The organism is Castellaniella sp. (genome assembly GCF_041675725.1).
Taxonomy (GTDB): domain Bacteria; phylum Pseudomonadota; class Gammaproteobacteria; order Burkholderiales; family Burkholderiaceae_B; genus Castellaniella.
On sequence record NZ_JBAYTI010000005.1, the window covers coordinates 22,753 to 46,832 of the forward strand.

Here is a 24,080-nt window from a genome sequence, read left to right on the forward strand (position 1 = left end):
TCGGTAGTCAATTCAATACGAGGACCGCACCATGGCTTTCCGCGTTCGCGCCAGGCGGCTGTTACCCGGGCTCATCGGCCTGTCGGTGCTGGCTGGCTGTACTTCGCTGGCGCCCGAATACAAGCGCCCGCCGGCCCCCATCCCTGCGCAGTTTCCCGTCGATTCAACCCACCCCGAAGAGTACGCCGAAGGGCCGGCGGCAGCCGAACTGGCCTGGGCAGACTACTTCACCGAGCCCGGGCTGCAAGACCTGATCGCCCGTGCACTGGCCAACAACCGCGATTTGCGCACGGCCTTGCTGCGCATCGAAGAGGCACGCGCCGCGTACGGCATTTCTCGCGCCGAACGGGCCCCCACGATCGGCCTGGGCGCAGACGCGGCGCGTAGCCGCAGCGCCGCCGATTTCAGCCCGGCGGGCCAGGCCACGGTCTCCAGCCAATACCAGCTCGGCGTGGGCGTCAATCACTGGGAACTGGACTTCTGGGGGCGTATACGCAGCCTGAACGACGCCGCGCTGGAAACCTACCTGGCGACCACCGAAGCCTGGCGTGCGGCCAGCCTGTTATTGATCCTGCAGGTGGCCGATGGCTACCTGAATCTGCGCGCCCTGGACGAACGTATCGACCTGGCCGAACAGGCGTTGGCCACGCGCACGGAATCACGCCGGGTGTTCGCGCGCCGCTACGAAGTGGGCTCGGCTTCACGCCTGGACCTCACCCAGGCTGACCTCCTGCAACAGCAAGCCCAGGCCCTGGTGCAGCAGCTGCAGCTCGAACGCAGTGCACAAATGCACGCGCTGGGGGTGTGGGTGGGCGAACCCGGCCTGCAGCTGCCGCCTGTCGGCCAGCCCCTGTCGGCCATGGCACCCTGGCGCGAACTGGCGCCGGGCCTGCCCTCCGAGCTGCTGCAAAACCGCCCCGACATGATTGCCGCCGAGCACATGCTCAAGGCCGCCAATGCCCGCATCGGCGCAGCGCGCGCCCTGTTTTTTCCACGCATCGCCCTGACCGGGCTGTCTGGCACAGCCAGTGCCGAGCTCGACGGCCTGTTCGGCGGCGGCACGCGCGTCTGGTCCTTCGCGCCCAGCATTTCCCTGCCGCTGTTCGATGGCGGCGAGCGGCGCGCGCAGCTCGAACTGACCGAAGTACGCCGCGACCTGGCTGTGACGCACTACGAGAACACCATCCAGAACGCCTTTCGGGACGTCGCCGATGCGCTGGCGGCGCGCCAGTGGCAACAGGCACGGCTGGCCACGCTGCAGGCCACTGAAATCACGCAGGCCGAGCGGGCACGCCTGGCGAACCGACGCTATGAAGCCGGCGCCGCGCGGTACTTCGAAGTCCTGGACGCCGAGCGCGACCTGCTGGCGACGCAGCAACAACTGGTGCTTGCGCACCAAGCCCTGCTGATCGCGCGTCTGCGCCTGTACAACGCGCTGGGGGGCGGTTCCACAGGCCTGGACCCCGCCGCGCCTGCGGCGCCATCCGCGCAACGCCAGACCCATTCAACGCCAAGGACGCTCTAAATGAAGACACACCTCAGAAAATGGCTACCCCTGGCCATGCTCGTCATCCTGGGGGCGGGGGCCTGGCTCGCCTGGAGCCACTGGAATGATTCGACCGCAACCGACGGTTTCGTGATGGGCAACGGCCGCATGGAGGCCACCGAGATCGACGTCGCCACCAAGCTGCCCGGGCGGCTGGCCGAAGTGCACGTACGAGAAGGCGATTTCGTGCGCGCCGGCGACGTCCTGGCGCGCATGGACGTCAGTGCCTTGAACGCCGCCCGCAGCGAAGCCGAGGCCCGGCACGCGCAGGCCCGCCACGGCGTCGCCACGGCACACGCGCAGGTGGCCCTGCGCGAGAGCGACCTGCGTGCCGCCCGGGCACTGGTCACGCTGCGCGAAAGCGAACTCGATGCCGCCCGCCGGCGCCTGAACCGTTCAGAAGCGCTGGCGCGTGACGGCGCCTCGTCACAGCAGGAACTCGATGACGATCGCGCCCGCGTGCAAGGCGCGCAAGCCGCCCTCGCCGCCGCCCAAGCCCAGGCTGACGCGGCCGTCGCGGCCATTCAAGCCGCCCAGACCCAAGTGACCGGCGCCGAAGCGCAAGTGGCCGCGGCTGTCGCCAGCGTGGCGCGCATCGATGCCGACCTGCAGGACGCCGACCTGCGCGCCCCGCGTGATGGCCGCGTCCAGATCATCACGGCCCGCGCGGGCGAGGTACTGGGTGCCGGCGGTCGCGTGTTGAACCTGCTCGATCTGGCCGATGTCTACATGACGTTTTTCGTACCCGAGACCGACGCCGGGCGCATTGCCCTGGGCAGCGAAGTCCGCATCGTGCTGGATGCCGCGCCCGAATACGTCATTCCGGCACAGGTGTCCTTTGTAGCAAGCCAGGCCCAGTTCACGCCCAAAACCGTCGAGACCGCCAGCGAACGCCAGAAGCTGATGTTCCGGGTACGCGCCCAACTGCCCCCCGCGCTGCTGCGCCGGCACCTCGAACAGGTCAAGACGGGTGTGCCGGGGGTCGCCTGGCTGAAACTCGATGCACAGGCCCACTGGCCCGAATCCCTTGCGGTCACCCAGTCGCTGCAGACGATCCTGGAGGACTGAGGTCGCACGATGAACGCCCCTGAGGCCCCTCTGTCCCCTGTCATTCGGCTGCGCGACGTGCGCCTGCGCTACGGTCAGGTCCAGGCCCTGGATGGCATCGACCTCGAGCTCCCGGGTCGCTGCATAGTCGGGCTGATCGGCCCCGATGGCGTTGGCAAATCCAGCCTGCTGTCTCTGCTTGCCGGCGCACGCCGGATCCAGCACGGCACAGTCGAAGTCCTGGGCGGCGATATGCGCCAAACCGCCCATCGCAGCCAGGTGGGGCCACGCATTGCCTACATGCCGCAAGGGCTGGGGCGCAACCTCTATCCCACGCTGTCGGTCGAGGAGAACCTGCAGTTTTTCGGGCGCCTGTTCGGCCACGGCCACAGCGAACGCCGGCAGCGCATCGATCGGCTGACGCAGGCCACTGGCCTGTATCCGTTCCTGCACCGGCCAGCCGGCAAGCTCTCGGGCGGCATGAAGCAAAAGCTCGGCCTGTGCTGTGCACTGATCCACGATCCCGACCTCCTGATCCTGGACGAGCCCACGACGGGCGTGGATCCGCTGGCACGGGCCCAATTCTGGGATCTGATCGCGCAAATCCGTGCCGAACGGCCTGGCATGAGCGTGGTGGTGGCCACCGCCTACATGGATGAAGCCCAGCGCTTCGATTGGCTCGTGGGCATGGATGACGGGCGGATCCTCGCCACCGGCACACCCGCCGAACTGCTGCGGCGCACTGGCAGCACCTCGCTCGAGGCCGCCTTCATCGGCCTGCTGCCCGAACACAAGCGGCAGGATCACGCCGAAGTGGTCATTCCGCCGCTGCAGGTGGACGACGGCGACATCGCCATCGAAGCCCGTGACCTGACCATGCGTTTTGGCGATTTCATCGCAGTCGACCACGTCAGCTTCCGCATTCGCCGCGGCGAGATATTCGGATTCCTCGGCTCCAACGGCTGTGGCAAGACCACCACCATGAAAATGCTGACCGGTCTGCTCGAACCCAGCGAAGGCCAGGCCTGGTTGTTCGGTCAGCCGGTCGATGCCGCCAACCCCGCCACCCGCAAGCGAGTCGGCTACATGACACAAGCCTTCTCGCTGTACAGCGAGCTGACGGTACGCCAGAACCTGGTGCTGCACGCGCAGCTGTTCAGCGTGCCCGATGCCGAAATCCCCGGCCGCGTGCACGATATGGTGCGGCGTTTCGGCCTGGACGAAGCCATCGACAAGCTGCCGCCCCAATTGCCGCTGGGGATGCGCCAGCGCTTGTCGCTGGCCGTTGCCATGGTGCATCAACCCGAGCTCCTGATCCTGGACGAACCCACGTCCGGGGTGGACCCGGTTGCCCGCGATGCGTTTTGGCGGCTGCTGGTGACGCTCTCGCGACGCGACCGGGTCACCATCTTCATCTCCACCCACTTCATGAACGAGGCCGCGCGCTGCGACCGCATGTCCATGATGCACGCCGGCCGGGTGCTGGACAGCGACACGCCCGCCCGGCTGGTCGAAAAGCGGGGGGCCGGCTCGCTCGAAGAAGCGTTCATCGGCTACTTGCTGGAGGCGAGCGGCGAGAGCGGCGAGAGCGGCGAAACCGCCAGGCCCGCTTCAGCGACCGGCGCTGCGTCGACCCCGCCAGCGACTTCCGCCCCTTGCGCGTTGCCAACGGCGTCGACCCCGCCAACGCCGCGCGATGCGCCCTCCGGCCAATCGGGCCCAGGCGGGCCGTCCCACCCGCCATTCCAGCGCAGGCCGTTCAGCCCGCAGCGCCTGTTGGCCTATCTATGGCGCGAGACCCTCGAACTGCAGCGCGATCCGATCCGGGCCACATTGGCGCTGGCAGGCTCGATCCTGCTGATGTTCGTGATCGGCTTCGGCATCAGCATGGACGTGGAAGACTTGCGCTATGCCGTACTGGATCACGACCAGACTACGCTGAGCCGGGACTACGCGCTGCAACTGTCCGGATCGCGTTACTTCATCGAGCAGCCAGCCATCGTCGACCATGCCGACCTCGACCGGCGCATGCGCAGCGGCGAGCTGATGCTCGCCCTGGAGATCCCCGAAGGCTTCACGCGCGACCTGCTGCGCAATCGCCCCGTACAGATCGGCGCCTGGGTGGACGGCGCCATGCCGCAACGCGCCGAGACGGTGCAAGGGTATGTACAAGGCATGCACCAGCATTGGCTGGCCAGCAGGCTGGCCGAACGCGTCGGGCACCAGCCCGCGACCGCCCACATCGAGACGCGCTTTCGCTATAACCCAGACGTCCAGAGCCTGCCGGCCATGGTACCGGCCGTCATTCCGCTGCTGCTCCTGCTGCTGCCGGCCATGCTCGCAGCCCTGGCAGTAGTGCGCGAAAAAGAAACCGGCGCCATCATCAACCTGTACGTCACGCCCGCCACCCGCACCGAATTCCTGCTCGGCAAACAGCTGCCCTACGTGGCACTGGCCCTGCTCAATTTTCTGATCATGAGCCTGCTGGCCGTCACCGTGTTTGGCGTACCGGTGCTGGGCAGCTTCCCAGCGCTGCTGCTGGCGGCGTTGATCTTCAGCGTCGCCTCGACCGGAATGGGCCTGCTGGCGTCGTCGGTCACCCGCAGCCAGATTGCCGCCCTGTTCATCACCATGGTGGCCACGCTCGTGCCCGTGACCCAGTTCGCCGGCCTGATCGACCCCGTACCTTCGCTCGAAGGCGCTGGCCGCCTGATCGGTGAACTGCATCCCGCCAGCCACATGATCACCATCAGCCGCGGGGTGTTCAACAAGGCGCTGGGGTTCACCGACCTGCCCGATGCATTCCTCACAATGGCGCTGTCCATCCCGGTGATCGTGGGTCTGGCCATCGCCCTGCTCAGGAAACAGGAGCGCTAGATGCGGACGCAGACACTCGCCAACATCCGCCGCCTGGGCATCAAGGAACTATGGAGCCTGTGGCGCGACCCCATGATGCTGGTGCTCATTCTTTACGTGTTCACCGTGGCGGTGTACACGGCGGCCACCGCGATGCCCGAAACGCTGCACAATAGCCCGATCGCGATTGTCGATGCCGACGACACGCCGCTGTCGCGGCACATCATCTCGGCCTTCCAGCCCCCGCAGTTCGTGTGGCCGGCGATGATATCCATGCGCGACGTGGATCCAGCCATGGACCGGGGGCTGTACACCTTTGCCTTGCAGATCCCGCAAGGCTTCCAGCGCGACGTGCTGGCGGGCCGCAACCCTGCCGTGCAGCTGAACGTGGATGCCACCCGCATGAGCCAGGCGTTCACCGGCAGCAACGCGGTGCAACAGATCGTGATGGGCGAAATCAATGAATTCGTCCAGCGGCAGCGCGGCCAGACCGTACAGCCCATCGAATTGGCTTTGCGCTATCGGTTCAACCAGACCCTGGACAACCGCTGGTTCGGCAGCCTGATGCAGGTCATCAACTACATCACCATGCTGTCCATCATCCTCACCGGGGCGGCCCTGATCCGCGAACGCGAGCACGGCACGGTCGAGCATCTGCTGGTGATGCCCGTGACCCCCACCGAGATCATGCTCTCGAAAATCTGGTCGATGGGGCTCGTGGTGCTGCTGGCCTCAACCCTGTCGATCCACCTGGTGGTGCGCGGCCTGCTGGGGGTGCCCATCGAGGGTTCGCTGTGGCTGTTTTTCACCGGGGCGGCTTTATGCCTGTTCGCAACCACGTCGATGGGGATCTTCCTGGCCACGATAGCGCGCAACATGCCGCAGTTCGGCATGCTCCTGGTGCTCATCCTGCTGCCCCTGCAGATGCTCTCGGGCGGGTTTACCCCGCGCGAGAACATGCCCGACCTGGTGCAGTACATCATGCTGCTGGCACCCACCACGCACTTCGTCGAACTGGGCCAGGCCATCCTCTACCGGGGCGCCGGCCTCGACGTCGTCTGGCGGCCGTTCCTGTGGCTGATCGCCATCGGCACGACGCTGTTCGTGCTCTCGATGGCGCGCTTCAGAAAGACCATCAGCCGGATGGCCTGATCCACGCCAAAGGACTCTCCATGCTCAACCCCATGACAGCCCTGCAGGACACCACCGACTACCTCCTGGACGCCTGGCAACGCAGCCTGCTGTATGCCGACATCATGCGTGAGCGCGGCAACCAATATCAGGCTCACAAGCGCGAAACCATCCCCAACGTCCTGGATTTTCCGGCGGAGATCGTGCTGCGCGGCGACGCGCTCGAGCGGCCTGTCAACTATGGCCTGGTCCGTATCCGACCGCCCGCCGACATGCCCTGCGACGAACGCAAGCGCCCATTCATCATCATCGACCCGCGCGCAGGCCACGGACCCGGGATCGGCGGCTTCAAGGCAGACAGTGAGATCGGCGTCGTGCTGGCCGCCGGACACCCCTGTTATTTCATCGGTTTCACACCACAGCCCATGCCCGGGCAGTCGGTCGAGGACGTGATGCGCGCCGAAGCCGCGTTCGTGCGGGCGGTCGCCGAACGGCACCCGCAGGCGCAGGGCCGGCCAGCCGTCATCGGCAATTGCCAGGCGGGTTGGCAGATCCTCATGGCGGCCGCTGTCTGGCCCGAGCTGTTCGGCCCCATCATCGTGGCCGGCACCCCGCTGTCGTACTGGGCGGGCTGGCGCGGCCGCGATCCCATGCGCTACATGGGGGGCCTGACCGGCGGCAGCTGGCTGACCGCGCTGGCCAGCGATCTGGGCGGCGGCCACTTCGACGGCGCCTGGCTGGTGCAGAATTTTGAAAAACTCAATCCGGCCAATACCTGGTGGGGGAAAAACCATCATCTGTATGCAGAGGTGGATACCGAAGGGCCGCGTTATCTGAAGTTCGAAAAATACTGGGGCGGCTACGTCTGCCTGAATGACATCGAGATGCAAACCATCGTCGATGACCTGTTCATCGGCAACAAGCTCGCCTCGGCCGAGCTGGTGACCAGCGACGGCGTACGCATCGACCTGCGCAACATCCGCTCACCCATCGTCGTGTTCTGTTCTCACGGCGACAACATCACCCCGCCACCCCAGGCGCTGGGCTGGATCACCGACCTGTATCGCGACACGGACGATGTCCGGGCGCACGATCAGACCATCGCATACGCCACTCACGACAGCATCGGACACCTGGGGATCTTCGTCTCATCGGCGGTGGGACGCAAGGAACACGCCAAATTCGCCAACAACATCGAACTCATCGATTCGCTGCCGGCGGGGCTGTTCGAGCTGAGCGTGGCGGACAAGAAACCAGGCGAATCCCACGATGATCTGGTCCAGGGTCAATACCGAATGACGGTACACCAGCGTACGGTCGCCGACGTGCGCGCCATCGTCGCTCCCGACCCGGTCGGGGCTGCGGCCAGCGACCGGCGCTTCGCAGCGGCGGCCCACGTATCGCAAATCAACCTGGCGCTGTACCGGCGCCTCATGCAACCCTGGATTCGCAGCCTGATCACCCCCCAGGCCGCCTCGCTGCTACGCAGCAGCCACCCCTTGCGCATCCGCTACGAACTCTGGTCGGACGCGCACCCCCTGGCTGGCCCCATCCAGCAACTGGCCGGCAACGCCCGGGCGCAACGCGCACCCGTGCACCAAGACAATCCCTGGTGGCGATGGCAGGAAGCGACGTCGGATGCCATCATGGCTGCGCTGGACGGCTGGCGCGACCAGCGCGACCGCTGGTACGAATGGTTCTTCGAGACAGGGTACGACCAGCCCCTGGTCCAGGCGCTCGCCGGACAGGCTGACCGGCACGCGCCAGCACGCCGGCATCCAGGCAACAGCCCGGAACACCAGGCCCTGATGCGCAAGAAGCAGGCCGATGCAAAAGCAGCGCTTATCCAGGGTGGCCTGGATGCCGCCACCATACGCGCGCTGTACCACGTACTGCACTGCAGGCGCGAGATCGACGAACGCCAATATCAGCTGGCCCTGCGGCTGTTTCACAGCCGGCAAAGCGTTCCGCCGTCCTCGGCGCATTATCGCGCCCTGGCGCGCACACAAGCGCTGTTGATGCAAGTGGCGCCCGATCAGGCCATGGCGTCGCTGCCGCGCCTGCTGGCCGGTGAACCCGCGGCAGATATCCTGCAGGCCATGCGCCACCTCGAAGCGATCCTGAATGCCGGAGGGCCTTTGCAGGGTCCGGCGCTCGAGCGCTGGCAACATATACGCAAGCTCTTCGAGGACGCCGCACAAAAGCCCGCCCCGAATCCCCCACTATTGGCCGACAATACGGATTCCGCCCGCCACGGGCGCCACCGTTCCGGCCCCAAAACCCATGACTGACACCCCTTCTTCCGCGACCGCCCCGCACGCCCAGGCGTTGAGCGGCATCAACAGGCTGATCGCCCACGTGCAGGGCCAGCCCGTCATACGCACAGCCATCGTGCATCCCTGCGACGTACTCAGCCTGGGTGGCGCGCTGGACGCGTGCCAGGCCGGCATCATCGAGCCCATTCTGGTCGCGCCACAGGCCCGGCTGCAGGCCGTGGCCACAGAGGCGGGCCTGGACCTGACCGGCCTGCGCATCATCGACGTGCCGCACAGCCATGCCGCAGCCGCCACCGCCGTTCAGATGGCGGCCCATGGCGAGGTCGAAGCGCTGATGAAAGGCAGCCTGCACTCCGATGAGCTGCTGGCCGCTCTGATCGCGCCACAGGCGGGCCTGCGCACCGAACGGCGCATCACGCATTGCTTCGTGATGGAGACGGCCGCCTATCCGCGCCCGTTCATCATCAGCGACGCAGCCATCAATATCGCACCCACGCTCGAGGTCAAAGCAGACATCGTGCGCAATGCGATCGACCTGGCCCACGTGATCGGGGTGCCAGAGCCCAAGGTGGCCATACTGGCCGCCGTCGAAACCGTCAATCCGCGCATGCGATCGACCCTCGATGCGGCGGCACTATGCAAGATGGCCGACCGGGGCCAGATCCTCGGCGGAATCCTCGATGGCCCCCTGGCCTTCGACAACGCCGTCTCGCCCGAAGCCGCGCGCGTGAAAGGGATACGATCCGCGGTCGCCGGACAGGCCGATATCCTGATCGTCCCAGACCTGGAAAGCGGCAACATGCTGGCCAAGCAACTCGAATATATGGGCCATGCCGACAGCGCCGGGATCGTGATGGGAGCCCGGGTGCCCGTCGTACTGACCAGCCGTTCAGATTCCCGTCGCACCCGCCTGGCCTCCTGCGCGATTGCGCAGCTGCTGGCCTTGCGCTACCGGATGACGCCCCCATGATCCCTCTGATTCTCGTCCTGAATTGCGGCTCTTCGAGCATCAAGTTCGCCCTGTTCGACATGAGCACGCCGACCATCGCACGCCAGCCGTCGTGGCATGGAAAAGTCGACGGCATCGGCAGCCCGCAGGCCAGCTATGGCGACTCGCAACAGGCCCAGGAAGCCGTGCCACTGGATAGCGCCCGCCCCTACCATTCTGCACTGTCCGTCATCCGTGCCCGTGTTCGCGCCTATCTATCCGACACGCAGCGGATCGCCTGCGTGGCCCACCGCGTGGTGCATGGGGGCAGCAAATATTTTGCGCCGGTGCGCATGGACGCCCAGGTACTGGCCGACCTGAAAAGCTACATACCGCTGGCGCCATTGCATCAGCCCTTCGCGCTCGAAGCCATCGAAGAACTGTTCGCAACCGAACCGGATCTGCCGCAGATCGCCTGCTTCGACACGGCGTTCCATCGCACCCAGGCGCCGATCGAGCAGATGCTGGCCCTGCCATGGTCAGTCTGGGAGCGCGGCGTGCGACGCTACGGTTTCCATGGGCTCTCATACGAATACATGAGCCACGCCCTGCCCGAGCGCCACGGCGAGTTGGCCAACGGCCGGGTCATCGTCGCTCACCTGGGCAACGGGGCGAGCCTGTGCGCGCTGCAGAGCCTGCAAAGCGTGGCGACCACCATGGGCTTCTCGGCGCTCGACGGCCTCATGATGGGCTCGCGCTGCGGTTCGATCGACCCGGGCGCCGTGATCTACCTGATGCAGATCGAAAAGCTGTCGCTGGAGGCGGTCGCGCACATGCTGTATCACGACTCCGGCCTGCGCGGGGTTTCAGGCATTTCGGGCGATCCGCGCGACCTCCTGCCGATCGAGGGCCACAACCCCCGGGCAAGTGCCGCCCTGGCGCTGTACGTGCGCCGTATCGTGCGCGAAATCGGCGCGTTGACGGCCGTATTGGGCGGGTTGGACCTGCTGGTGTTCACGGCCGGCATCGGCGAGCACAGCAACGTGCTGCGCGCGCGGATATGCCAGGATCTCTCGTGGCTGGGCCTGCACCTGGACGCAGAGGCCAATGCCCGGCATGCCGCAGTGATTTCCACGCCTGACAGTCCCGTAACGGTGGGGGTGGAAAAGACGAACGAAGAATGGATTGCCGCCTGGCACAGCGCACGGCTGCTGGCAACCGCCGCCTAACTGGCGGCCCTGCCTTTCAGGAAACCGGGCCCGGGCAGCCGCCCACGCAGGCCCCCGAGCACGTCGGCCGCGACACGGCGAGGCTGAAACACCGACATGTCGATCGAATCGAGCGTGTTCTTGACCATCAGGCCCAGCTCGGTATCCCCTTCGATGACCAGACGGCGGCTGAAAAACAAGGTGTCCGGGTCTTCGACCCGCTGCAGCAGGCAATAGAAATCCCAGGCGGTGGCGCGAAAGACCAGATCGGGCTCGGCCACCGACCCCCGAAGCGCGCGGAAGGCGCCATCACGCCAGGTGTAGTCGAAGGCCAGCCCGGCATCGGCGACTTCGATGCGCAGCTGGCGCTGTTCGAGGCGTTGCAGCGTGTCGGGGTGCAGATGCCGGGCAAGGACCAGGTTGAGCCCCGTGACGAACAGCACCGAGCCGGGGTAGCGGGGTAGATGGCCCAGCGCGCGGCCAGCGGCTGGGGCACGCGGTACGCCGGTGAGGAAGTGGATTGCATGACGGTCTCCGAAAAAGTGGCCCGACGAGGCCGGGGCATCAGGCCGCCGACGCCTGCGGCGGCAGGACCATGTCCAGCCCGGGGCGCCCATGCCAATAGCCATTGCAGGGGCCTTCGGGCATGGCGGGCACGAGGCGCTCGTGGGCCTGGGCAGCGCTTTCCTGGCCGTCGAGTACAGCGCGAAACGCCTGCACGACCGCATCCATGCGCCGTGATTGCGGGCTGAGACGGATCACGTCGACACCCAGGCGGGACAGCGCTTCGAGTTCGTGGATCAGGGTGTAAGTAAGGGCCGATTGCGTCTGGATGCCGTTAATGGTGAGAAACGCCTGGGATTCCTTGGTTTCGAGCAGCAGACCATCTGGATATTCCATGCACACATACTGGCAGTTGTCTTTTGGGAAATTGCGGTTGCGGGCGGTGAAGCAGCGTGCCGAACACGCCAGCGGCATGCGGCCGTAGGCGAACACCTCGGTTTGCATGCCAGCCGGCCTGTCGCGCTGCAGCTGCTCGAGCCCGGCGCGCCCCATTTCGAGAGGCATGACCCAGCGCACGGCGCCCTGTTCGGCCATGACGTCCAGCGTGGGCTTGCTATAGATGTTCAGGAAGGGCCCCGCGACGAAGGGCGCGCCCTGCATGCGGTGTACGGCGCCCATGTCGTTGGCCTCGACTGCGAACCGGTCATTTTCGGTGATCCGGTAGAGGGTCTTGAGCTCCTGGCCGGATTCGAGCAGGACCTGGGTGGAAAGAATCGGGGTCTTGCCGGCGGCAGCCAGCATGTCGGCGATCTCGAGCCAGTCGGGCAGGCGCAATTCATGCCTGCGCGAACAGACGGTTTCCCCCAGATAGACGATATCCACGGGCCAATCGGCCACGGCGGCGTAGAACTCGAGTGTCGTCACCCGAGGCCAGTAGTACTGCAATGGCCCCAAAGCGATTTTCATGATGATGCCTTTCAGGTTATTTCCAGGGCCGATGGTAGGCCCCCAGGGTATGCTGCTGGCCTTCGGCCACCTTGTTGAGTTCGGCCATCCAGGCGGGATGCACCGAATAGCGGGTCTGGCTGGCGCGGGCGTGGTCGATGGCCTGGCGCCAGACCTGGGTGACCTGCGCCACGTAGGCGGGGCTGCGCTGGCGCCCTTCGATCTTGATGGCGCGCACCCCCATGGCCATGAGCCGGGGCAGCAATTCGAGGGTGTTGAGGCTGGTGGGTTCTTCGAGGGCGTAGTAGTTTTCCCCGGCGACGTCGAAGCGCCCTTTGCACAGGGTGGGATACCCGGCGTTTTCGCCTTCTTCGTAGCGGTCGATCAGTACGCCATTGAGCCGCGAATCGAGCCCTTGGGGCGTTTGCTGCCAGCGCACATGCCGGGCCGGCGAGCACACGCCATGCGTGTTGGGGGATTCGCCAGTGGCATAGGATGACAGGGCGCAGCGCCCTTCGACCATGACGCACAGGCTGCCGAAGCCGAACACTTCGATTTCGACGGGCGTATTCTCGCAGACCTGCTGCACCTGGGCCACGGACAGCACGCGGGGCAGGACCGCCCGCGCCACGCCAAAGTGCTCGTGGTAGAACTGGATGGCTTCGTAGTTGGTGGCCGACCCCTGCACGGACAGGTGCAAACGCAAGCCCGGATATTGCCGGCTTGCATAGGCCATGAGGCCGGGGTCGGCGACGATCAGGGCATCCACGCCGGCATCGGCGGCCCGATCGACCGCCTGGCGCCAGAGTGGCCAGGCATCGGGCTGCGGGTACGTGTTGAGCGCCAGCAACACCTTGCGCTGGCGGTCGTGTGCATAACGGATGCCTTCGGCAATGGCGGCTTCGTCGAAGTTCAGGCCGGCGAAATTGCGCGCGTTCGTGGCATCGCGAAAGCCCAGGTAGACACAGTCGGCGCCGTGGTCGACCGCGGCCTTGAGGGCCGGCAGGCTGCCGGCCGGACAAACGAGTTCGAAGCGGGCATCATCGTGGTGGTGGATTACGCCGGGGCGTGCATGGGCAGCTGCAGACATGGGGCACTTCCAAAAAATGCGGCGGTCGGGAGGCGGCCGCCGGGCAACCGACCCAACTCACGGGCGCTTGCCCGCAGTTCGGCCAACCCCAAGGGTAACCCAGGCACATGGCCATTTCGCCAGATCATCAGCTACTATGCCTGTTGCAGGAAAATTAAACCTTAATCCGGATCAAGAATCACGCAATTCACCCCCATGACAGCCCCTGATCTCACCCTGGACGTGCGCGGATTGCCCGCGCCGCAACCGCTCGAGCAGTGCCTTGAGGCACTGACCGGGCTGCACCGCGGGCAGCAACTGCACATGCTGATCGACCGCGAACCGTGGCCCCTGTTCACCATGCTGGAAAGAGACGGCTACGAATACTGCTGTACCTTCGAGGACACGCACTTCCAGGTTTCCATCTGGCACGCCTGAACCATGCAGCGCGCCCTGGATTTCGACAAGACCCCTGCACTGGGCGTGCCCCTGCCCTTTTTGCTGAACGTGCCGCTGTTCGCCCTATTGGCCGGGCTGCTCGCCACCTGGGCCGGGCCCGATTTCCTGGCTTCGCGCTGGTCGGGGCAGACCCTGGCCCTGACGCATCTATGGACGCTCGGGATACTCGGCAGCGCGATGCTGGGGGCCCTGCTGCAGATCCTGGCGGTGGCCTGCAACGTCCCCACCCCAGGAATCGGGCGGCTGGTGCGGTGGGTCCATCCGCTGCTGACCACCGGTACGCTGCTGCTCGCCGCGGGCTTTCTATGGTGGTGGCCCACAGCCTGGCTGTCGGCCGTCATCTTTCTGGCGGCTGCCTTCCTGTCGTATCTGGCTACCGTGGCGTGGGGCCTGTGGCTGCACCGCCGGCAAGTCTATCGGGGCGCTCGCGAAATCCTGGTGCCCGTGCGCGCCGCCCTGGCCTCTCTGGCCCTGACCGTGCTCTTCGGCGCTTCGCTTGCCGGCGCCCTGGGTCTGAGCCTGACCCTGCCGGACTGGCTCGGCAGTCATGTACTCTGGGGCCTGGCCGGCTGGGGGGGCCTGCTGCTCATGGGCATGACTTTCCAATTGCTGCCCATCTTCCAGGTCACCGAAATCTATCCCAAGGCCATGACGCGCTGGCTGCCGCTGCTGGTGCCCATCCTCCTGCTCGCATGGACGGCGCTGGACGCCTCCGAAGGCCTGCCGCGCCCGATGCGCGAGACGATCGAACTGATCCTGATCGCGTGCTATGCGCTCTGGGGGGCCACGACCCTGCAGCGTCTTTGGACGCGCAAACGCCCGACCCCGGAAGCCACCACCTTGTTCTGGTACGTGAGCATGCTGTCACTGCTGGCCTGTGCCCCTCTGTGGATCTGGATGACGCACGGCCACGGCCCGCAGGCGTCGCTGGTGCTGGGGGTGGCGATCATCGTGGGCGTGCTGGGCTCGGCCGTCAACGGCATGCTGTACAAGATCGTGCCCTTCCTGCTCTGGAAACATGCCCAGGACTCGATCAGCGGGCCAGGCCGCGACCCGGCCATGGCGCGGGTCTATCTCAAGGTGCTGCCCAAGATGGCCACGTACATCAGCGAAACGGCCGCGCAGGCACAATGGGCGGCGCATTTGGCGATGACACTGGGCTGGCTGCTGGCCGCAGCCGGCTGGCAGCCGGCACGCCACGCCGCCGGCCCCCTGCTGATCCTCTCGGCCCTGTTGCTCGCCTTCAACCTGGGGCGCGCCCTGCTACGGTATCGGCGCGCGGTACGGGCCGTGGCAGCCGTGGCGGCCGCCCATGCCCGCTAGGCGGCCCAAGTAACTGCGCGGGCGGCGTCCGGCCGGGGCCTCGCCGGCGCCTGGTCAGCCGCGATAGTCGCGCAGCCCCTGGGGATCGATGATGGTGTATTCGCGGCCGCGCACGCGCAGCAGGCCCTTGTCGCTCATGTCGCGCAACAGACGCGAGAAATGCTCTGGCGACAGGTTCAGCCTGGAGGCCATCACGGCCTTGCCGATTTCGATGCGAAACGATTCGCCCACCAGGCCGCGCGATTCCTTCAGCAGCCATGAGACCAGCCGCTGCGGCGCCGTCTTCAGGGTATAGGCCTCTACGTCACCCATCAGGTTGTAGAGGCGCCCGCTGAGCCCGGCCAGCATCTTGCGGGCGATGCGCGGATTTCGGTCCAGCTGCTCGAACAAGGCGTCGCGCCCTACATGCAGCAACAGGGAATCACGCAACGCGACTGAAGTCACGATGTAATCCTGGCCCATGAACATCAAGGCCTCGCCAAAGCCGTCGCCCGGGCCGATCAGACGCACCACCCGTTCGGCGCCGCTGCTGGACACGAACAGCAGCTTGACCAGGCCGTACATGACCACGTGAAAGCCGACACAAGGATCGCCGCGCTGGAAAATGACTTCGTCTCGCGCCACCTTGATTTCCGTGGTCCCGGCCACGATAGGCTGCAGCTCTTCGGGCGGCAGTTCGTTGAATAACGGCACCTGGGCAAGAAAAGCGGCAATCCGTTTCTCGCGCTTGCGCTCTTCCGCGGTCCTTTGGGCGATAGACGCCGCGGACTTGCTAGAATCGTCCGAATCATGATCCGCTTTCTGTACACCACCCTCGGGTCGGTGGCCCTGGGCCTGGGTTTCCTGGGGATTTTCCTGCCCTTGCTGCCCACGACCCCCTTTCTTCTGCTGGCCGCCTTCTGTTATTTGCGCGGCTCTGCTCGCATGCATGCCTGGCTGATGTCCCATCCTGTCCTCGGTCCGTATATCCGCGACTTCCAGGAGGGGCGCGGAATCCCCCTGCAAAGTAAATGCATCGCCCTGGCGCTGATGTGGCCATCATTGGCCGTGTCCGCCTGGATCATGCCAGTGGCATGGGCCCGCTGGCTACTGCTGATACCGGGCATCGGCGTCAGCATCTATTTATGGCGCCTGCCCACCCGGGCGGCCACACCCCGCCAGCCCACCCCCCATCACGATCAGATCAACCGTGAATAGGTCGCTACGCGCGGCCGACGCACGTACTGATCGAACACCATGGCCAGGGCCCGCACGAACACGCGCCCCTTGGGCAGGATCCGCAGGCCCTGGTCATCGACCACCAGCAGGCCCGACTGCACCTGGGGCTGGAGCTGCTGCAGTTCGGCCGCGAAGTGCTTGGTAAAGGATACGCCATGCGTGCGCTCGAAGTGCGCAAAATCGATCGGCATACTGCACATGATGGCCATGATGACCGCGCGGCGCAAGGCATCTTCCGGACTCAGGTCGAAGCCCTTGGCGGTGGGCAGCAGACCCTGAGTGACCCGGTCTGTGTAGGCATTCAGAGAGTGATGATTCTGCACGTAAGCGTTGCCGACCTTGCCGATGGCCGAAATCCCGAAACCGACCAAATCACATTCGGCGCGAGTCGTATAGCCCTGGAAATTTCGGTGCAGCCCCAGGTTGAGCCGGGCGCGGTTCAGTTCGTCGTCCGGCTTGGCGAAATGATCCAGCCCAATGTAGACATACCCCGCATCGAGCAACCGCCTGACCGACATCAGAAAGATCTGCAGGCGGGTGTCGGCCGACGGCAGATCTTCGGCGCGAATGAGCCGCTGTGATTTGAAGCGATCGGGCAGATGCGCATAGTTGTACAGTGCGATGCGATCGGGCGAGAGCTCGATCAGCTGGTCGAGCGTGCGCCCGAAGGTGACCAGGGTCTGCTTGGGCAAGCCATAGATCAGATCGGCGTTGATGGACTGGAAACCGTTGTCCCGGCTGGCCTGAAGGGCCACGCGCACCATGTCGTATGGCTGGATCCGGTTGACCGCCGCCTGCACGTCGGGGTCGAAATCCTGCACGCCGAAGCTGGTGCGGTTGAAACCCAGCCCGGCCAGCATGGCCAGGGAATCCGGCGTGACCGTGCGTGGATCGATTTCGACCCCCAGCTCCGCATCTGGGGAAAAATCGAAATGGCGGCGCAGGTGATCCATGAGGCTGCCGAGCTCGGCTGCGCTCAGGAAGGTGGGCGTGCCTCCGCCCAGGTGCAGCTGCACGGCCTGCCGATGCGAACCCAGGTGGGGATCGAGCAGATCCATTTCCTGGAACAAGACCTGCAGATATTCGGCCGAGCGGCTGTGATCCCGGGTGATGATCTTGTTGCAGGCGCAAAAATAGCAGAGGGATTCGCAGAATGGCAGGTGCACGTACACGGACAGGGGCACGGCCCGCGGCGCCGCCGCCCGCTGGGCCAGGTGTTCAATGTAGCGCTCGGCCTCGTAGCTCTGCTGAAAACGATCCGCCGTCGGGTAGGACGTGTACCGGGGCCCGGACTGATCGAAGCGACGAATCAGGGTTTCGGAGATTTCCAGGTCTGCGAACGCTTCGAGCGAAGCGCCAGAAAAGTCGGTGGCAAGTAGAGACGACATGGCTGAAGTTCCCGGGCGAATACCAAACGCGCCCACGCCAAGGCCGACGTGTGCGCCAAACGCCTCATTGTCGTGCATCCGCGCCCGACTGCGTGAAGGAATGGGCGCAAGTCTTGACTCAGATCAAACGGCATCTTCGCGTATCATATTCGCCTGGTGCTTTCTCTTTCATGCGCATACGACCCGAACCATGCTTCTGACGTTGATCCTGGCGATCCCTTTTGCCGGCGGCCTGTGTGCAGCCCTGTTGCCGGCAACCGCCAGGCGCGCCGGGGCCTGGCTCGCCGGGGGCAGCGCGCTGCTGTGCCTGCTGCTGGCGCTGATCCTGACCCCCGACGTCGCGGCCGACGGCATGGTCAAGCTCAGTCTGCCATGGATCCCGATCCAGGGGGTCGACCTGACCTTGCGCATGGATGGCTATGCATGGCTGTTCGTGGTGATCATTTCGGCCCTGGGCGGGCTGATCGCCCTGTACGCCCATTATTACCTGTCGGCGCGCGATCCGGTACCACGCTTCTTCGCGTTCCTGTTGAGCTTCATGGGCGCCATGCTGGGCATCGTGCTGTCGGGCAATCTCATCCAACTGCTGGTGTTCTGGGAGTTCACCAGCCTGTCGTCCTTCATGCTGATCGGCTATTGGTCACATCGCATGGATGCCCGGCGTGGCGCCCGCATGGCGCTGCTCATCACCGGCAGCGGTGGTTTCTGCCTGCTGGCCAGCATGCTCATCATCGGCCATATCGTCGGCAGCTACGATCTGGATGCCGTCCTGGCGGCCGCCCCACTGATCCGCAACCACCGCTGGTATCCGATACTGCTCGTGCTGCTGGCGCTGGGCGCCCTCACCAAAAGCGCCCAGTTTCCTTTCCATTTTTGGCTGCCGAACGCCATGGCCGCCCCCACGCCCGTATCCGCCTATCTGCACTCGGCCACCATGGTCAAGGCCGGGGTCTTCCTGCTGGCGCGCTTCTGGCCGATTTTTTCCGGTACGGACTGGTGGACCTGGATCATCGGCGGCGCAGGGCTGTGCTCGCTGCTGCTGGGGGCCTACGCGGCCACCTTCCAGCGCGATATGAAAGGGGTCCTGGCCTACTCGACCATCAGCCATCTGGGGTTGATCACACTGCTGCTGGGGATGAACAGCCGCCTGGCCCTGGTGGCCGCCATCTTCCACATCGTCAATCACGCCACATTCAAGGCCTCGCTATTCATGGCGGCCGGCATCGTGGATCACGAAACCGGCACCCGCGACCTGACCCGCCTGTCGGGCCTGCGCCAGGCCATGCCCCTGACCGCCACCCTGGCGATGGTCTCGGCGGCCGCCATGGCCGGGGTGCCGTTGCTGAACGGTTTTCTATCCAAAGAAATGTTTTTTGCGGAAACCGTGTTCATCACCGGGCACTGGATCACCCGCTGGGGCCTGGCCACGGCGGCGGTGATCGCCGGCGCCTTCAGCGTGGCGTATTCGCTGCGCTTCATCCTGCAGGTGTTCTTTGGCCCACCGGCCACCGATCTCCCCCACACCCCCCATGATCCAGATCGCATGATGCTCATCCCCTGCGCGATCCTGGTGTTTTTCTGCCTGGCCATCGGCATGGCACCCGGGGTGTTCGTCAAGCCCGTGCTCGAGCTCGTGATGCAGGCCTTGCTGGGCGAGCGGGTCCCCGCATTCAACCTGCAGCTGTGGCATGGGGTCAATCTGCCGCTGCTCATGAGCCTGATTGCCACGGGCGGCGGCATCCTCATTTATGCCGCCCTGCGCGGCTACGACCGGCGCAGGCCGGGCCAAGTGCCTTTCATCTACCGCTTCGATGGCCGGCAAAGCTTCGAGCTCTGGCTCGAGGCTCTGGATGCCGGCGCCGCCCGCCTGATGCTGTGGCTGCAGACCCAGCGCCTGCAACCCCAGGTCCTGCTGCTGATTCTATGCACGCTGACGGTGGCCCTGCTGCCCCTGATGCAGTCCTCCTGGTGGCCGCAGCATGCCCGGTCCACGCCGACCCAATGGTCGTTTGCGCTGATGTGGCTGGCCGGCAGCGCGTGCGCCATCATGGCGGCGTACCAGGCCAAATATCACCGGATCGCGTCCTTGATGCTGGCGAGTGCGGCGGGGCTGGTCACCTGCATCACCTTCGCCTGGCTGTCAGCCCCCGACCTGGCGCTTACGCAGCTGACGGTGGAAGTGGTCACGACGATTCTGATCCTGCTCGGGCTGCGCTGGCTGCCGCCGCGCATCGAAGAGTTCCCCGGCCCCACGCGCCAGCGTACCCTGTGGCGCCGGCGCCGCGATTTCACGGTGGCCACCCTGGCTGGCACAGCCATGGCCCTGATGGCCTGGGTCATGATGACCCGCCCCGCGGCCCGGCACAGCATCGCCCACTATTTCGTTGAGCAGGCCTGGCCCCTGGGGGGCGGCGCCAACGTGGTCAACGTGATCCTGGTCGATTTCCGCGCCTTCGATACATTTGGCGAAATTACGGTCGTAGGCATCGTCGCCCTCAGTGTATACGCCCTGCTGCGCCGGTTCAGGCCGCCCGCCGAGACCATTGCGGCGCCGTTGCGCCACCGCAACTGGAATGCCGAGACAGTGCGCTTCGAAGAGCCCGACATCCTCGCGCCGTTACCGTACGGCCTGATGCGTATTCCAGCGGTGCTGGTGCGTCTGCTGCTGCCCGTCACCACGATGATCTCGCTGTATTTCCTGTTCCGCGGCCACAACCTCCCCGGGGGGGGATTCGTCGGCGGCCTGATCATGGCCACGGGGATCATCCTGCAATATATGGTCGGCGGCATTCTCTGGGTCGAAGCGCGGCCCCTGATCCGGCCACAGGCATGGATCGCACTGGGCCTGCTGCTGGCCGGCCTGACCGCCATGGCCGCCTGGTGGGCGGGCCAGCCGCTGCTGGCCGCCTTCGGCCTCGACCTGCACCTGCCCTGGATCGGCACCGCCCATCTGTCCAGCGTACTGCTCTTCGATCTGGGGGTCTACATGCTGGTCGTCGGCGCCACTGTCCTGATGATCATTGCCCTGGCCCACCAATCACTGCGCTTTTACCGTCAATTGGCTGAAACGGAAGCGGGGAGCTGAACATGGAATGGATACTGGCATTGGCCATCGGCGTACTGGCCGGCTCGGGGGTCTGGCTGCTGCTGCGTCCGCGCACATTCCAGTTCATCATGGGGCTGGTGCTCATGGCTTATGCCGTCAACCTGTTCATTTTCGCCATGGGGCGACTGCGGCTTGATGCGCCGCCAGTGATCGACCCTGAATGGGCGGATCCCGCCTTGTACGCGGATCCGCTGCCCCAGGCATTGGTACTGACCGCCATCGTCATCGGCTTTGCAACGACGGCGCTCTTTCTGGTGGTGCTGCTCGCCTCGCGCGGCATGAGCCATACGGACCACGTCGATGGCGAGGAACACCAGCCATGAACCTATGGTTCGAGCATCTGCCGGCCCTGCCGGTGCTGATCCCCCTGCTGACGGCCGCGCTCATGCTGCTGACGCGCGACAATCAGCGCCCTGTGCGGGTCGCATTGGGCGCCGTCTCACTGGGCCTGCAGGTGCTGGTGGCCCTGGCCCTGGTCCGGGCCACGCAAGGCATCGGCCGCCCGGCCTGGCCCGACGGGGTGGGCGTCTATCTGCTGGGCAATTGGCCGGCACCCTTTGGCATCGTGCTGGTCGCAGACCGGCTCTCAGCCCTGATGCTGGGGCTGGCGGCGGTGCTGGGCACCTGCGCGTGGGTATACGCAACGGCACGCTGGGACCGCGCCGGCCGACACTTCCATCCCTTGTTCCTGCTGCAGATAATGGGGCTCAATGGCGCCTTCCTGGCGGGCGACCTATTCAACCTATTCGTGTTTTTCGAAATCCTGCTGACCGCGTCCTACGGCCTGATGTTGCACGGCTCGGGCAAGCAGCGCATCGGAGCCGCACTGCATTACATCGCCGTCAACCTGATCGCCTCCTTTCTGCTGCTGATCGCCATTGCAATGATCTACGGCCTGACGGGCACCCTGAATCTGGCCGACCTGGCTGTGCAGGTACAGCGACTGAACCAGGCGGACCGGCAATTGTTCGACAGTGCAGCGGCCATCTTGGGGGTGGCATTCCTGATCAAGGCAGCCGCCTGGCCACTGAACTTCTGGCTTCCCAATGCCTATGTCGAAGCCTGCGCGCCCGTGGCAGCCCTGTTCGCCATCATGACCAAAGTGGGCATCTACGCCCTGCTGCGCATCGGATCACTGCTGCTGCCGGCGGACGCGCCCGCGGCATTCGGCGGCGCATGGATGTTCCCAGCCGGCATCGCCACCCTGCTCTTCGGCACCTTGGGCATGCTGGCCAGCACGCAGGCCAGGCGTATTGCAGCCTACGCCGTGATCACCTCGTCGGGAACTTTGTTCGCGGCTCTGGGCATGCCCGGTGCCACTCTGACAGGCCCAGCCCTGTATTACCTGCTCAGTTCCGTGCTGGGGCTGGGCGCACTGTTCCTGCTGCTCGAGCTCACCGAACGCAGCCAGTCGTTCGGGGCCGACATGCTGGCCATCACCCAGGAGGCCTTTGAAACCGACGAACCCGAAGAGGCCAGCCTGTCCGAACAAGTCGTCGGGGTGCCGTTCCCCGCCACCATGGCCTTCCTGGGTCTGAGCTTCTTCGCCTGCGCCCTGATCGTGGTCGGCCTGCCGCCGCTGTCTGGATTCGTGGCCAAATTCTCGCTGCTGTCGGCCGCGTTGCGCACGGCTGAATTCGGCGCGCCCGACGTCAATGTATGGCTGCTGGTGGCCGTCGTGCTGGGTTCGGGCATGGCCTGCCTGTTCGCCTTCGCACGCAGCGGTATCCGGCTGTTCTGGATTCCGGAAGAGTTGCACATACCCGCGTTGCGCCTGAACGAGGCCGTGCCCATCCTGGTGCTCATAACGGCCACCATGGTGTTGACCGTACGCGCCGGCTCGGTCCTCGAATACCTCGAGGACACGGCCTGGTATCTCAACGAACCCATCCGCTACACGCACGCGGTGCTGGACACCGGCCTGCGGGACACCAAGCCGGCCAGCCTGCCATCATCCAGCCGTCTGGGGGGGTCGCCATGAAACGCTGGCCGGGCACCTTTTTTCTGGCGGGTCTGCTGCTCACTCTATGGCTGGTACTCAACGACAGCCTGTCGCGTGGGCAGATTGCGCTGGGCCTGGCGATTGCCCTCACGCTCAGCCTGCTCGCGCCCATTCTGCGACCCGTACGCGCCCACCCCGCGCGGCCGTTCCTGGCCATGCGCCTGATCGTCCAGGTCGCCATCGATATTGCGCGATCGAACTGGGAAGTCGGCCTGCGCATCCTGCATGGCCAACGCTCGCTGGCCTGCCCGGGATTTCTCGACATTCCATTGCGCCTGCACGACCCCCATGGCCTGGCCGCGCTGGCGTGCATTGTGACGTTCACGCCCGGCACCGTGTGGTCGGGCCACGATCCCGAATCAAACGTTCTGACCCTGCACGTTCTGGACCTGCACGATCCGGCCGGTCTGACCCGGATCATCCAGGACCGTTACGAGGGGCCGCTGATGGAGATATTCGAATGAGCGCGTTTTTGCTGTATTGGGGGGCTGCCTTCGCCCTGCTGTGTTTCACGCTGGGCCTGGCCTGCGCTGCGATCCGCCTGATGCGCGGACCCAGTGCCGAAGACCGTATTCTGGCACTGGACACCATGTATATCAATAGCATGCTGATCCTGCTCGTGCTCGGCCTGCGCTTCGAGGCCGGGCTCTATTTCGACGTCGCCCTGCTGATCGCGCTGTTCGGCTTCGTCGGATCCGCCGCCCTGGCGAAATTCCTTTTGCGCGGCGAGGTGATCGAGCCATGAACGCACTTCCCATCTGGGCTGCCCTGCTCGTGTCGGCGCTGCTGATCGTAGCGGGCTTGGTCACCCTCGTCGGGTCCCTGGGCCTGCTGCGCCTGCGCACCTTCCGGGAACGTATGCACGCACCCACCATGGGCATGACCCTGGGAGCATTCTGTGTAGCGCTCTCGGCCACCATCATGGCCAGTCTCCTGCAGCACCGGCCGATATTCCACGAATGGCTGATCAGCCTGTTCCTGATCCTGACCTCGCCAGTCACCGCCATCCTGCTGATGCAAAGCGCCCGACAGCGGCGCAGCCGATCAGGAAAAGATTCGTGACAAACAAGTTGC

General features: G+C 65.4%; 20 protein-coding genes and 1 pseudogene. 16 read left to right on the top strand and 5 right to left on the bottom strand.

Features of this window, described 5'->3' with window-relative positions:
- Window positions 1-31 precede the first annotated feature (31 nt).
- The 7 genes and pseudogenes from WCZ84_RS01735 to WCZ84_RS01765 all read left to right on the top strand — a co-directional run bounded on the left by WCZ84_RS01735 (window position 32) and on the right by WCZ84_RS01765 (window position 11,013).
- Window positions 32-1,525 (top strand): efflux transporter outer membrane subunit, encoded by a 1,494-nt coding sequence (locus WCZ84_RS01735; RefSeq protein ID WP_372684532.1) that lies wholly within the window; start codon window positions 32-34, stop codon window positions 1,523-1,525.
- A complete protein-coding gene (locus tag WCZ84_RS01740; RefSeq protein WP_372684533.1) occupies window positions 1,526-2,614 on the top strand; it encodes an HlyD family secretion protein in 1,089 nt (362 codons plus the stop codon).
- A 9-nt stretch (window positions 2,615-2,623) separates the two neighbouring features.
- Complete coding sequence (gene rbbA / locus WCZ84_RS01745; protein WP_372684534.1) at window positions 2,624-5,470, top strand: ribosome-associated ATPase/putative transporter RbbA; 2,847 nt, start codon at window positions 2,624-2,626, stop codon at window positions 5,468-5,470.
- Window positions 5,471-6,601 (top strand): ABC transporter permease, encoded by a 1,131-nt coding sequence (locus WCZ84_RS01750; RefSeq protein ID WP_372684535.1) that lies wholly within the window; start codon window positions 5,471-5,473, stop codon window positions 6,599-6,601. It abuts the gene before it with no gap.
- 20 nt (window positions 6,602-6,621) lie between these two features.
- The gene (locus tag WCZ84_RS01755; protein WP_372684536.1) at window positions 6,622-8,871 is read left to right on the top strand and encodes a DUF3141 domain-containing protein; all 2,250 of its coding nucleotides are present in this window, start codon (window positions 6,622-6,624) and stop codon (window positions 8,869-8,871) included.
- A gap of 22 nt (window positions 8,872-8,893) precedes the next feature.
- Window positions 8,894-9,826, top strand: a pseudogene (locus tag WCZ84_RS01760) (bifunctional enoyl-CoA hydratase/phosphate acetyltransferase); the annotation flags it as partial.
- The gene (locus WCZ84_RS01765) at window positions 9,823-11,013 is read left to right on the top strand and encodes an acetate/propionate family kinase (RefSeq protein ID WP_372684537.1); all 1,191 of its coding nucleotides are present in this window, start codon (window positions 9,823-9,825) and stop codon (window positions 11,011-11,013) included. The pseudogene WCZ84_RS01760 and the gene WCZ84_RS01765, both read left to right, overlap by 4 nt.
- Here the strand turns inward: WCZ84_RS01765 and WCZ84_RS01770 are convergent.
- Genes WCZ84_RS01770 through WCZ84_RS01780 form a run of 3 tightly spaced genes read right to left on the bottom strand, consistent with a single transcriptional unit; the run spans window position 11,010 to window position 13,531 of the window.
- Entirely contained in the window at window positions 11,010-11,513 is a 504-nt protein-coding gene (locus WCZ84_RS01770; protein ID WP_372684578.1) for an SCP2 domain-containing protein, read from the bottom strand. The genes WCZ84_RS01765 and WCZ84_RS01770 overlap by 4 nt on opposite strands.
- A 43-nt stretch (window positions 11,514-11,556) precedes the next feature.
- A complete protein-coding gene (locus tag WCZ84_RS01775; protein WP_372684538.1) occupies window positions 11,557-12,462 on the bottom strand; it encodes a U32 family peptidase in 906 nt (301 codons plus the stop codon).
- Between the two features lie 16 nt (window positions 12,463-12,478).
- Window positions 12,479-13,531, bottom strand: a complete 1,053-nt coding sequence (locus tag WCZ84_RS01780) for a peptidase U32 family protein (RefSeq protein ID WP_372684539.1) — start codon at window positions 13,529-13,531, stop codon at window positions 12,479-12,481.
- A gap of 195 nt (window positions 13,532-13,726) precedes the next feature.
- On the opposite strand from WCZ84_RS01780, the gene WCZ84_RS01785 reads away from it, so the two are divergent.
- Together WCZ84_RS01785 and WCZ84_RS01790 are read left to right on the top strand one after the other, a co-directional pair.
- Window positions 13,727-13,948 carry a DUF2249 domain-containing protein gene (locus WCZ84_RS01785; protein WP_372684540.1) on the top strand — a complete coding sequence of 74 codons (222 nt, stop codon included), beginning with the start codon at window positions 13,727-13,729 and terminating at the stop codon, window positions 13,946-13,948.
- A 3-nt stretch (window positions 13,949-13,951) separates the two neighbouring features.
- Window positions 13,952-15,292: a hypothetical protein gene (locus tag WCZ84_RS01790; RefSeq protein WP_372684541.1), complete on the top strand. Its 1,341-nt coding sequence runs from the start codon at window positions 13,952-13,954 to the stop codon at window positions 15,290-15,292.
- A 54-nt stretch (window positions 15,293-15,346) separates the two neighbouring features.
- On the opposite strand, the gene WCZ84_RS01795 is transcribed toward WCZ84_RS01790, so the two are convergent.
- Entirely contained in the window at window positions 15,347-15,985 is a 639-nt protein-coding gene (locus tag WCZ84_RS01795) for a Crp/Fnr family transcriptional regulator (RefSeq protein WP_372684542.1), read from the bottom strand.
- Window positions 15,986-16,081: 96 nt separating this feature from the next.
- Here WCZ84_RS01795 and WCZ84_RS01800 point away from each other — a divergent pair, with 96 nt between their 5' ends.
- Window positions 16,082-16,489: a YbaN family protein gene (locus WCZ84_RS01800; protein WP_372684543.1), complete on the top strand. Its 408-nt coding sequence runs from the start codon at window positions 16,082-16,084 to the stop codon at window positions 16,487-16,489.
- Here WCZ84_RS01800 and hemN read toward each other — a convergent pair.
- Entirely contained in the window at window positions 16,471-17,898 is a 1,428-nt protein-coding gene (hemN, locus tag WCZ84_RS01805; protein WP_372684544.1) for an oxygen-independent coproporphyrinogen III oxidase, read from the bottom strand. The genes WCZ84_RS01800 and hemN overlap by 19 nt on opposite strands.
- Before the next feature lie 190 nt (window positions 17,899-18,088).
- Here hemN and WCZ84_RS01810 point away from each other — a divergent pair, with 190 nt between their 5' ends.
- From WCZ84_RS01810 to mnhG, 6 genes are read left to right on the top strand one after another with little or no spacing between them, the layout of a single operon-like run.
- Window positions 18,089-20,983 (top strand): monovalent cation/H+ antiporter subunit A, encoded by a 2,895-nt coding sequence (locus WCZ84_RS01810; RefSeq protein ID WP_372684545.1) that lies wholly within the window; start codon window positions 18,089-18,091, stop codon window positions 20,981-20,983.
- A gap of 2 nt (window positions 20,984-20,985) precedes the next feature.
- A complete protein-coding gene (locus WCZ84_RS01815) occupies window positions 20,986-21,327 on the top strand; it encodes a Na+/H+ antiporter subunit C (RefSeq protein WP_372684546.1) in 342 nt (113 codons plus the stop codon).
- Entirely contained in the window at window positions 21,324-22,985 is a 1,662-nt protein-coding gene (locus WCZ84_RS01820) for a monovalent cation/H+ antiporter subunit D (protein ID WP_372684547.1), read from the top strand. Before WCZ84_RS01815 ends, WCZ84_RS01820 begins: the two co-directional genes overlap by 4 nt.
- The gene (locus WCZ84_RS01825; protein WP_372684548.1) at window positions 22,982-23,470 is read left to right on the top strand and encodes a Na+/H+ antiporter subunit E; all 489 of its coding nucleotides are present in this window, start codon (window positions 22,982-22,984) and stop codon (window positions 23,468-23,470) included. Before WCZ84_RS01820 ends, WCZ84_RS01825 begins: the two co-directional genes overlap by 4 nt.
- A complete protein-coding gene (locus tag WCZ84_RS01830) occupies window positions 23,467-23,751 on the top strand; it encodes a K+/H+ antiporter subunit F (protein ID WP_372684549.1) in 285 nt (94 codons plus the stop codon). The genes WCZ84_RS01825 and WCZ84_RS01830 overlap by 4 nt, the downstream gene beginning before the upstream one ends.
- Window positions 23,748-24,068 carry a monovalent cation/H(+) antiporter subunit G gene (mnhG, locus tag WCZ84_RS01835; protein ID WP_372684550.1) on the top strand — a complete coding sequence of 107 codons (321 nt, stop codon included), beginning with the start codon at window positions 23,748-23,750 and terminating at the stop codon, window positions 24,066-24,068. The genes WCZ84_RS01830 and mnhG overlap by 4 nt, the downstream gene beginning before the upstream one ends.
- Window positions 24,069-24,080: the final 12 nt, after the last annotated feature.

What these genes read in the sequence shown, in the direction of transcription:
- WCZ84_RS01740 (WP_372684533.1), top strand. Translation starts at nt 1,526, where the DNA reads ATGAAGACACACCTCAGAAAATGGCTACCCCTGGCCATGCTCGTCATC.
- WCZ84_RS01750 (WP_372684535.1), top strand. Translation starts at nt 5,471, where the DNA reads ATGCGGACGCAGACACTCGCCAACATCCGCCGCCTGGGCATCAAGGAA.
- WCZ84_RS01830 (WP_372684549.1), top strand. Translation starts at nt 23,467, where the DNA reads ATGAGCGCGTTTTTGCTGTATTGGGGGGCTGCCTTCGCCCTGCTGTGT.
- WCZ84_RS01810 (WP_372684545.1), top strand. Translation starts at nt 18,089, where the DNA reads ATGCTTCTGACGTTGATCCTGGCGATCCCTTTTGCCGGCGGCCTGTGT.
- WCZ84_RS01735 (WP_372684532.1), top strand. Translation starts at nt 32, where the DNA reads ATGGCTTTCCGCGTTCGCGCCAGGCGGCTGTTACCCGGGCTCATCGGC.
- WCZ84_RS01825 (WP_372684548.1), top strand. Translation starts at nt 22,982, where the DNA reads ATGAAACGCTGGCCGGGCACCTTTTTTCTGGCGGGTCTGCTGCTCACT.
- WCZ84_RS01790 (WP_372684541.1), top strand. Translation starts at nt 13,952, where the DNA reads ATGCAGCGCGCCCTGGATTTCGACAAGACCCCTGCACTGGGCGTGCCC.
- rbbA (WP_372684534.1), top strand. Translation starts at nt 2,624, where the DNA reads ATGAACGCCCCTGAGGCCCCTCTGTCCCCTGTCATTCGGCTGCGCGAC.
- WCZ84_RS01785 (WP_372684540.1), top strand. Translation starts at nt 13,727, where the DNA reads ATGACAGCCCCTGATCTCACCCTGGACGTGCGCGGATTGCCCGCGCCG.
- WCZ84_RS01820 (WP_372684547.1), top strand. Translation starts at nt 21,324, where the DNA reads ATGAACCTATGGTTCGAGCATCTGCCGGCCCTGCCGGTGCTGATCCCC.
- WCZ84_RS01775 (WP_372684538.1), bottom strand. Translation starts at nt 12,462, where the DNA reads ATGAAAATCGCTTTGGGGCCATTGCAGTACTACTGGCCTCGGGTGACG.
- WCZ84_RS01780 (WP_372684539.1), bottom strand. Translation starts at nt 13,531, where the DNA reads ATGTCTGCAGCTGCCCATGCACGCCCCGGCGTAATCCACCACCACGAT.
- hemN (WP_372684544.1), bottom strand. Translation starts at nt 17,898, where the DNA reads ATGTCGTCTCTACTTGCCACCGACTTTTCTGGCGCTTCGCTCGAAGCG.
- WCZ84_RS01765 (WP_372684537.1), top strand. Translation starts at nt 9,823, where the DNA reads ATGATCCCTCTGATTCTCGTCCTGAATTGCGGCTCTTCGAGCATCAAG.
- WCZ84_RS01815 (WP_372684546.1), top strand. Translation starts at nt 20,986, where the DNA reads ATGGAATGGATACTGGCATTGGCCATCGGCGTACTGGCCGGCTCGGGG.
- WCZ84_RS01755 (WP_372684536.1), top strand. Translation starts at nt 6,622, where the DNA reads ATGCTCAACCCCATGACAGCCCTGCAGGACACCACCGACTACCTCCTG.
- WCZ84_RS01800 (WP_372684543.1), top strand. Translation starts at nt 16,082, where the DNA reads ATGATCCGCTTTCTGTACACCACCCTCGGGTCGGTGGCCCTGGGCCTG.
- mnhG (WP_372684550.1), top strand. Translation starts at nt 23,748, where the DNA reads ATGAACGCACTTCCCATCTGGGCTGCCCTGCTCGTGTCGGCGCTGCTG.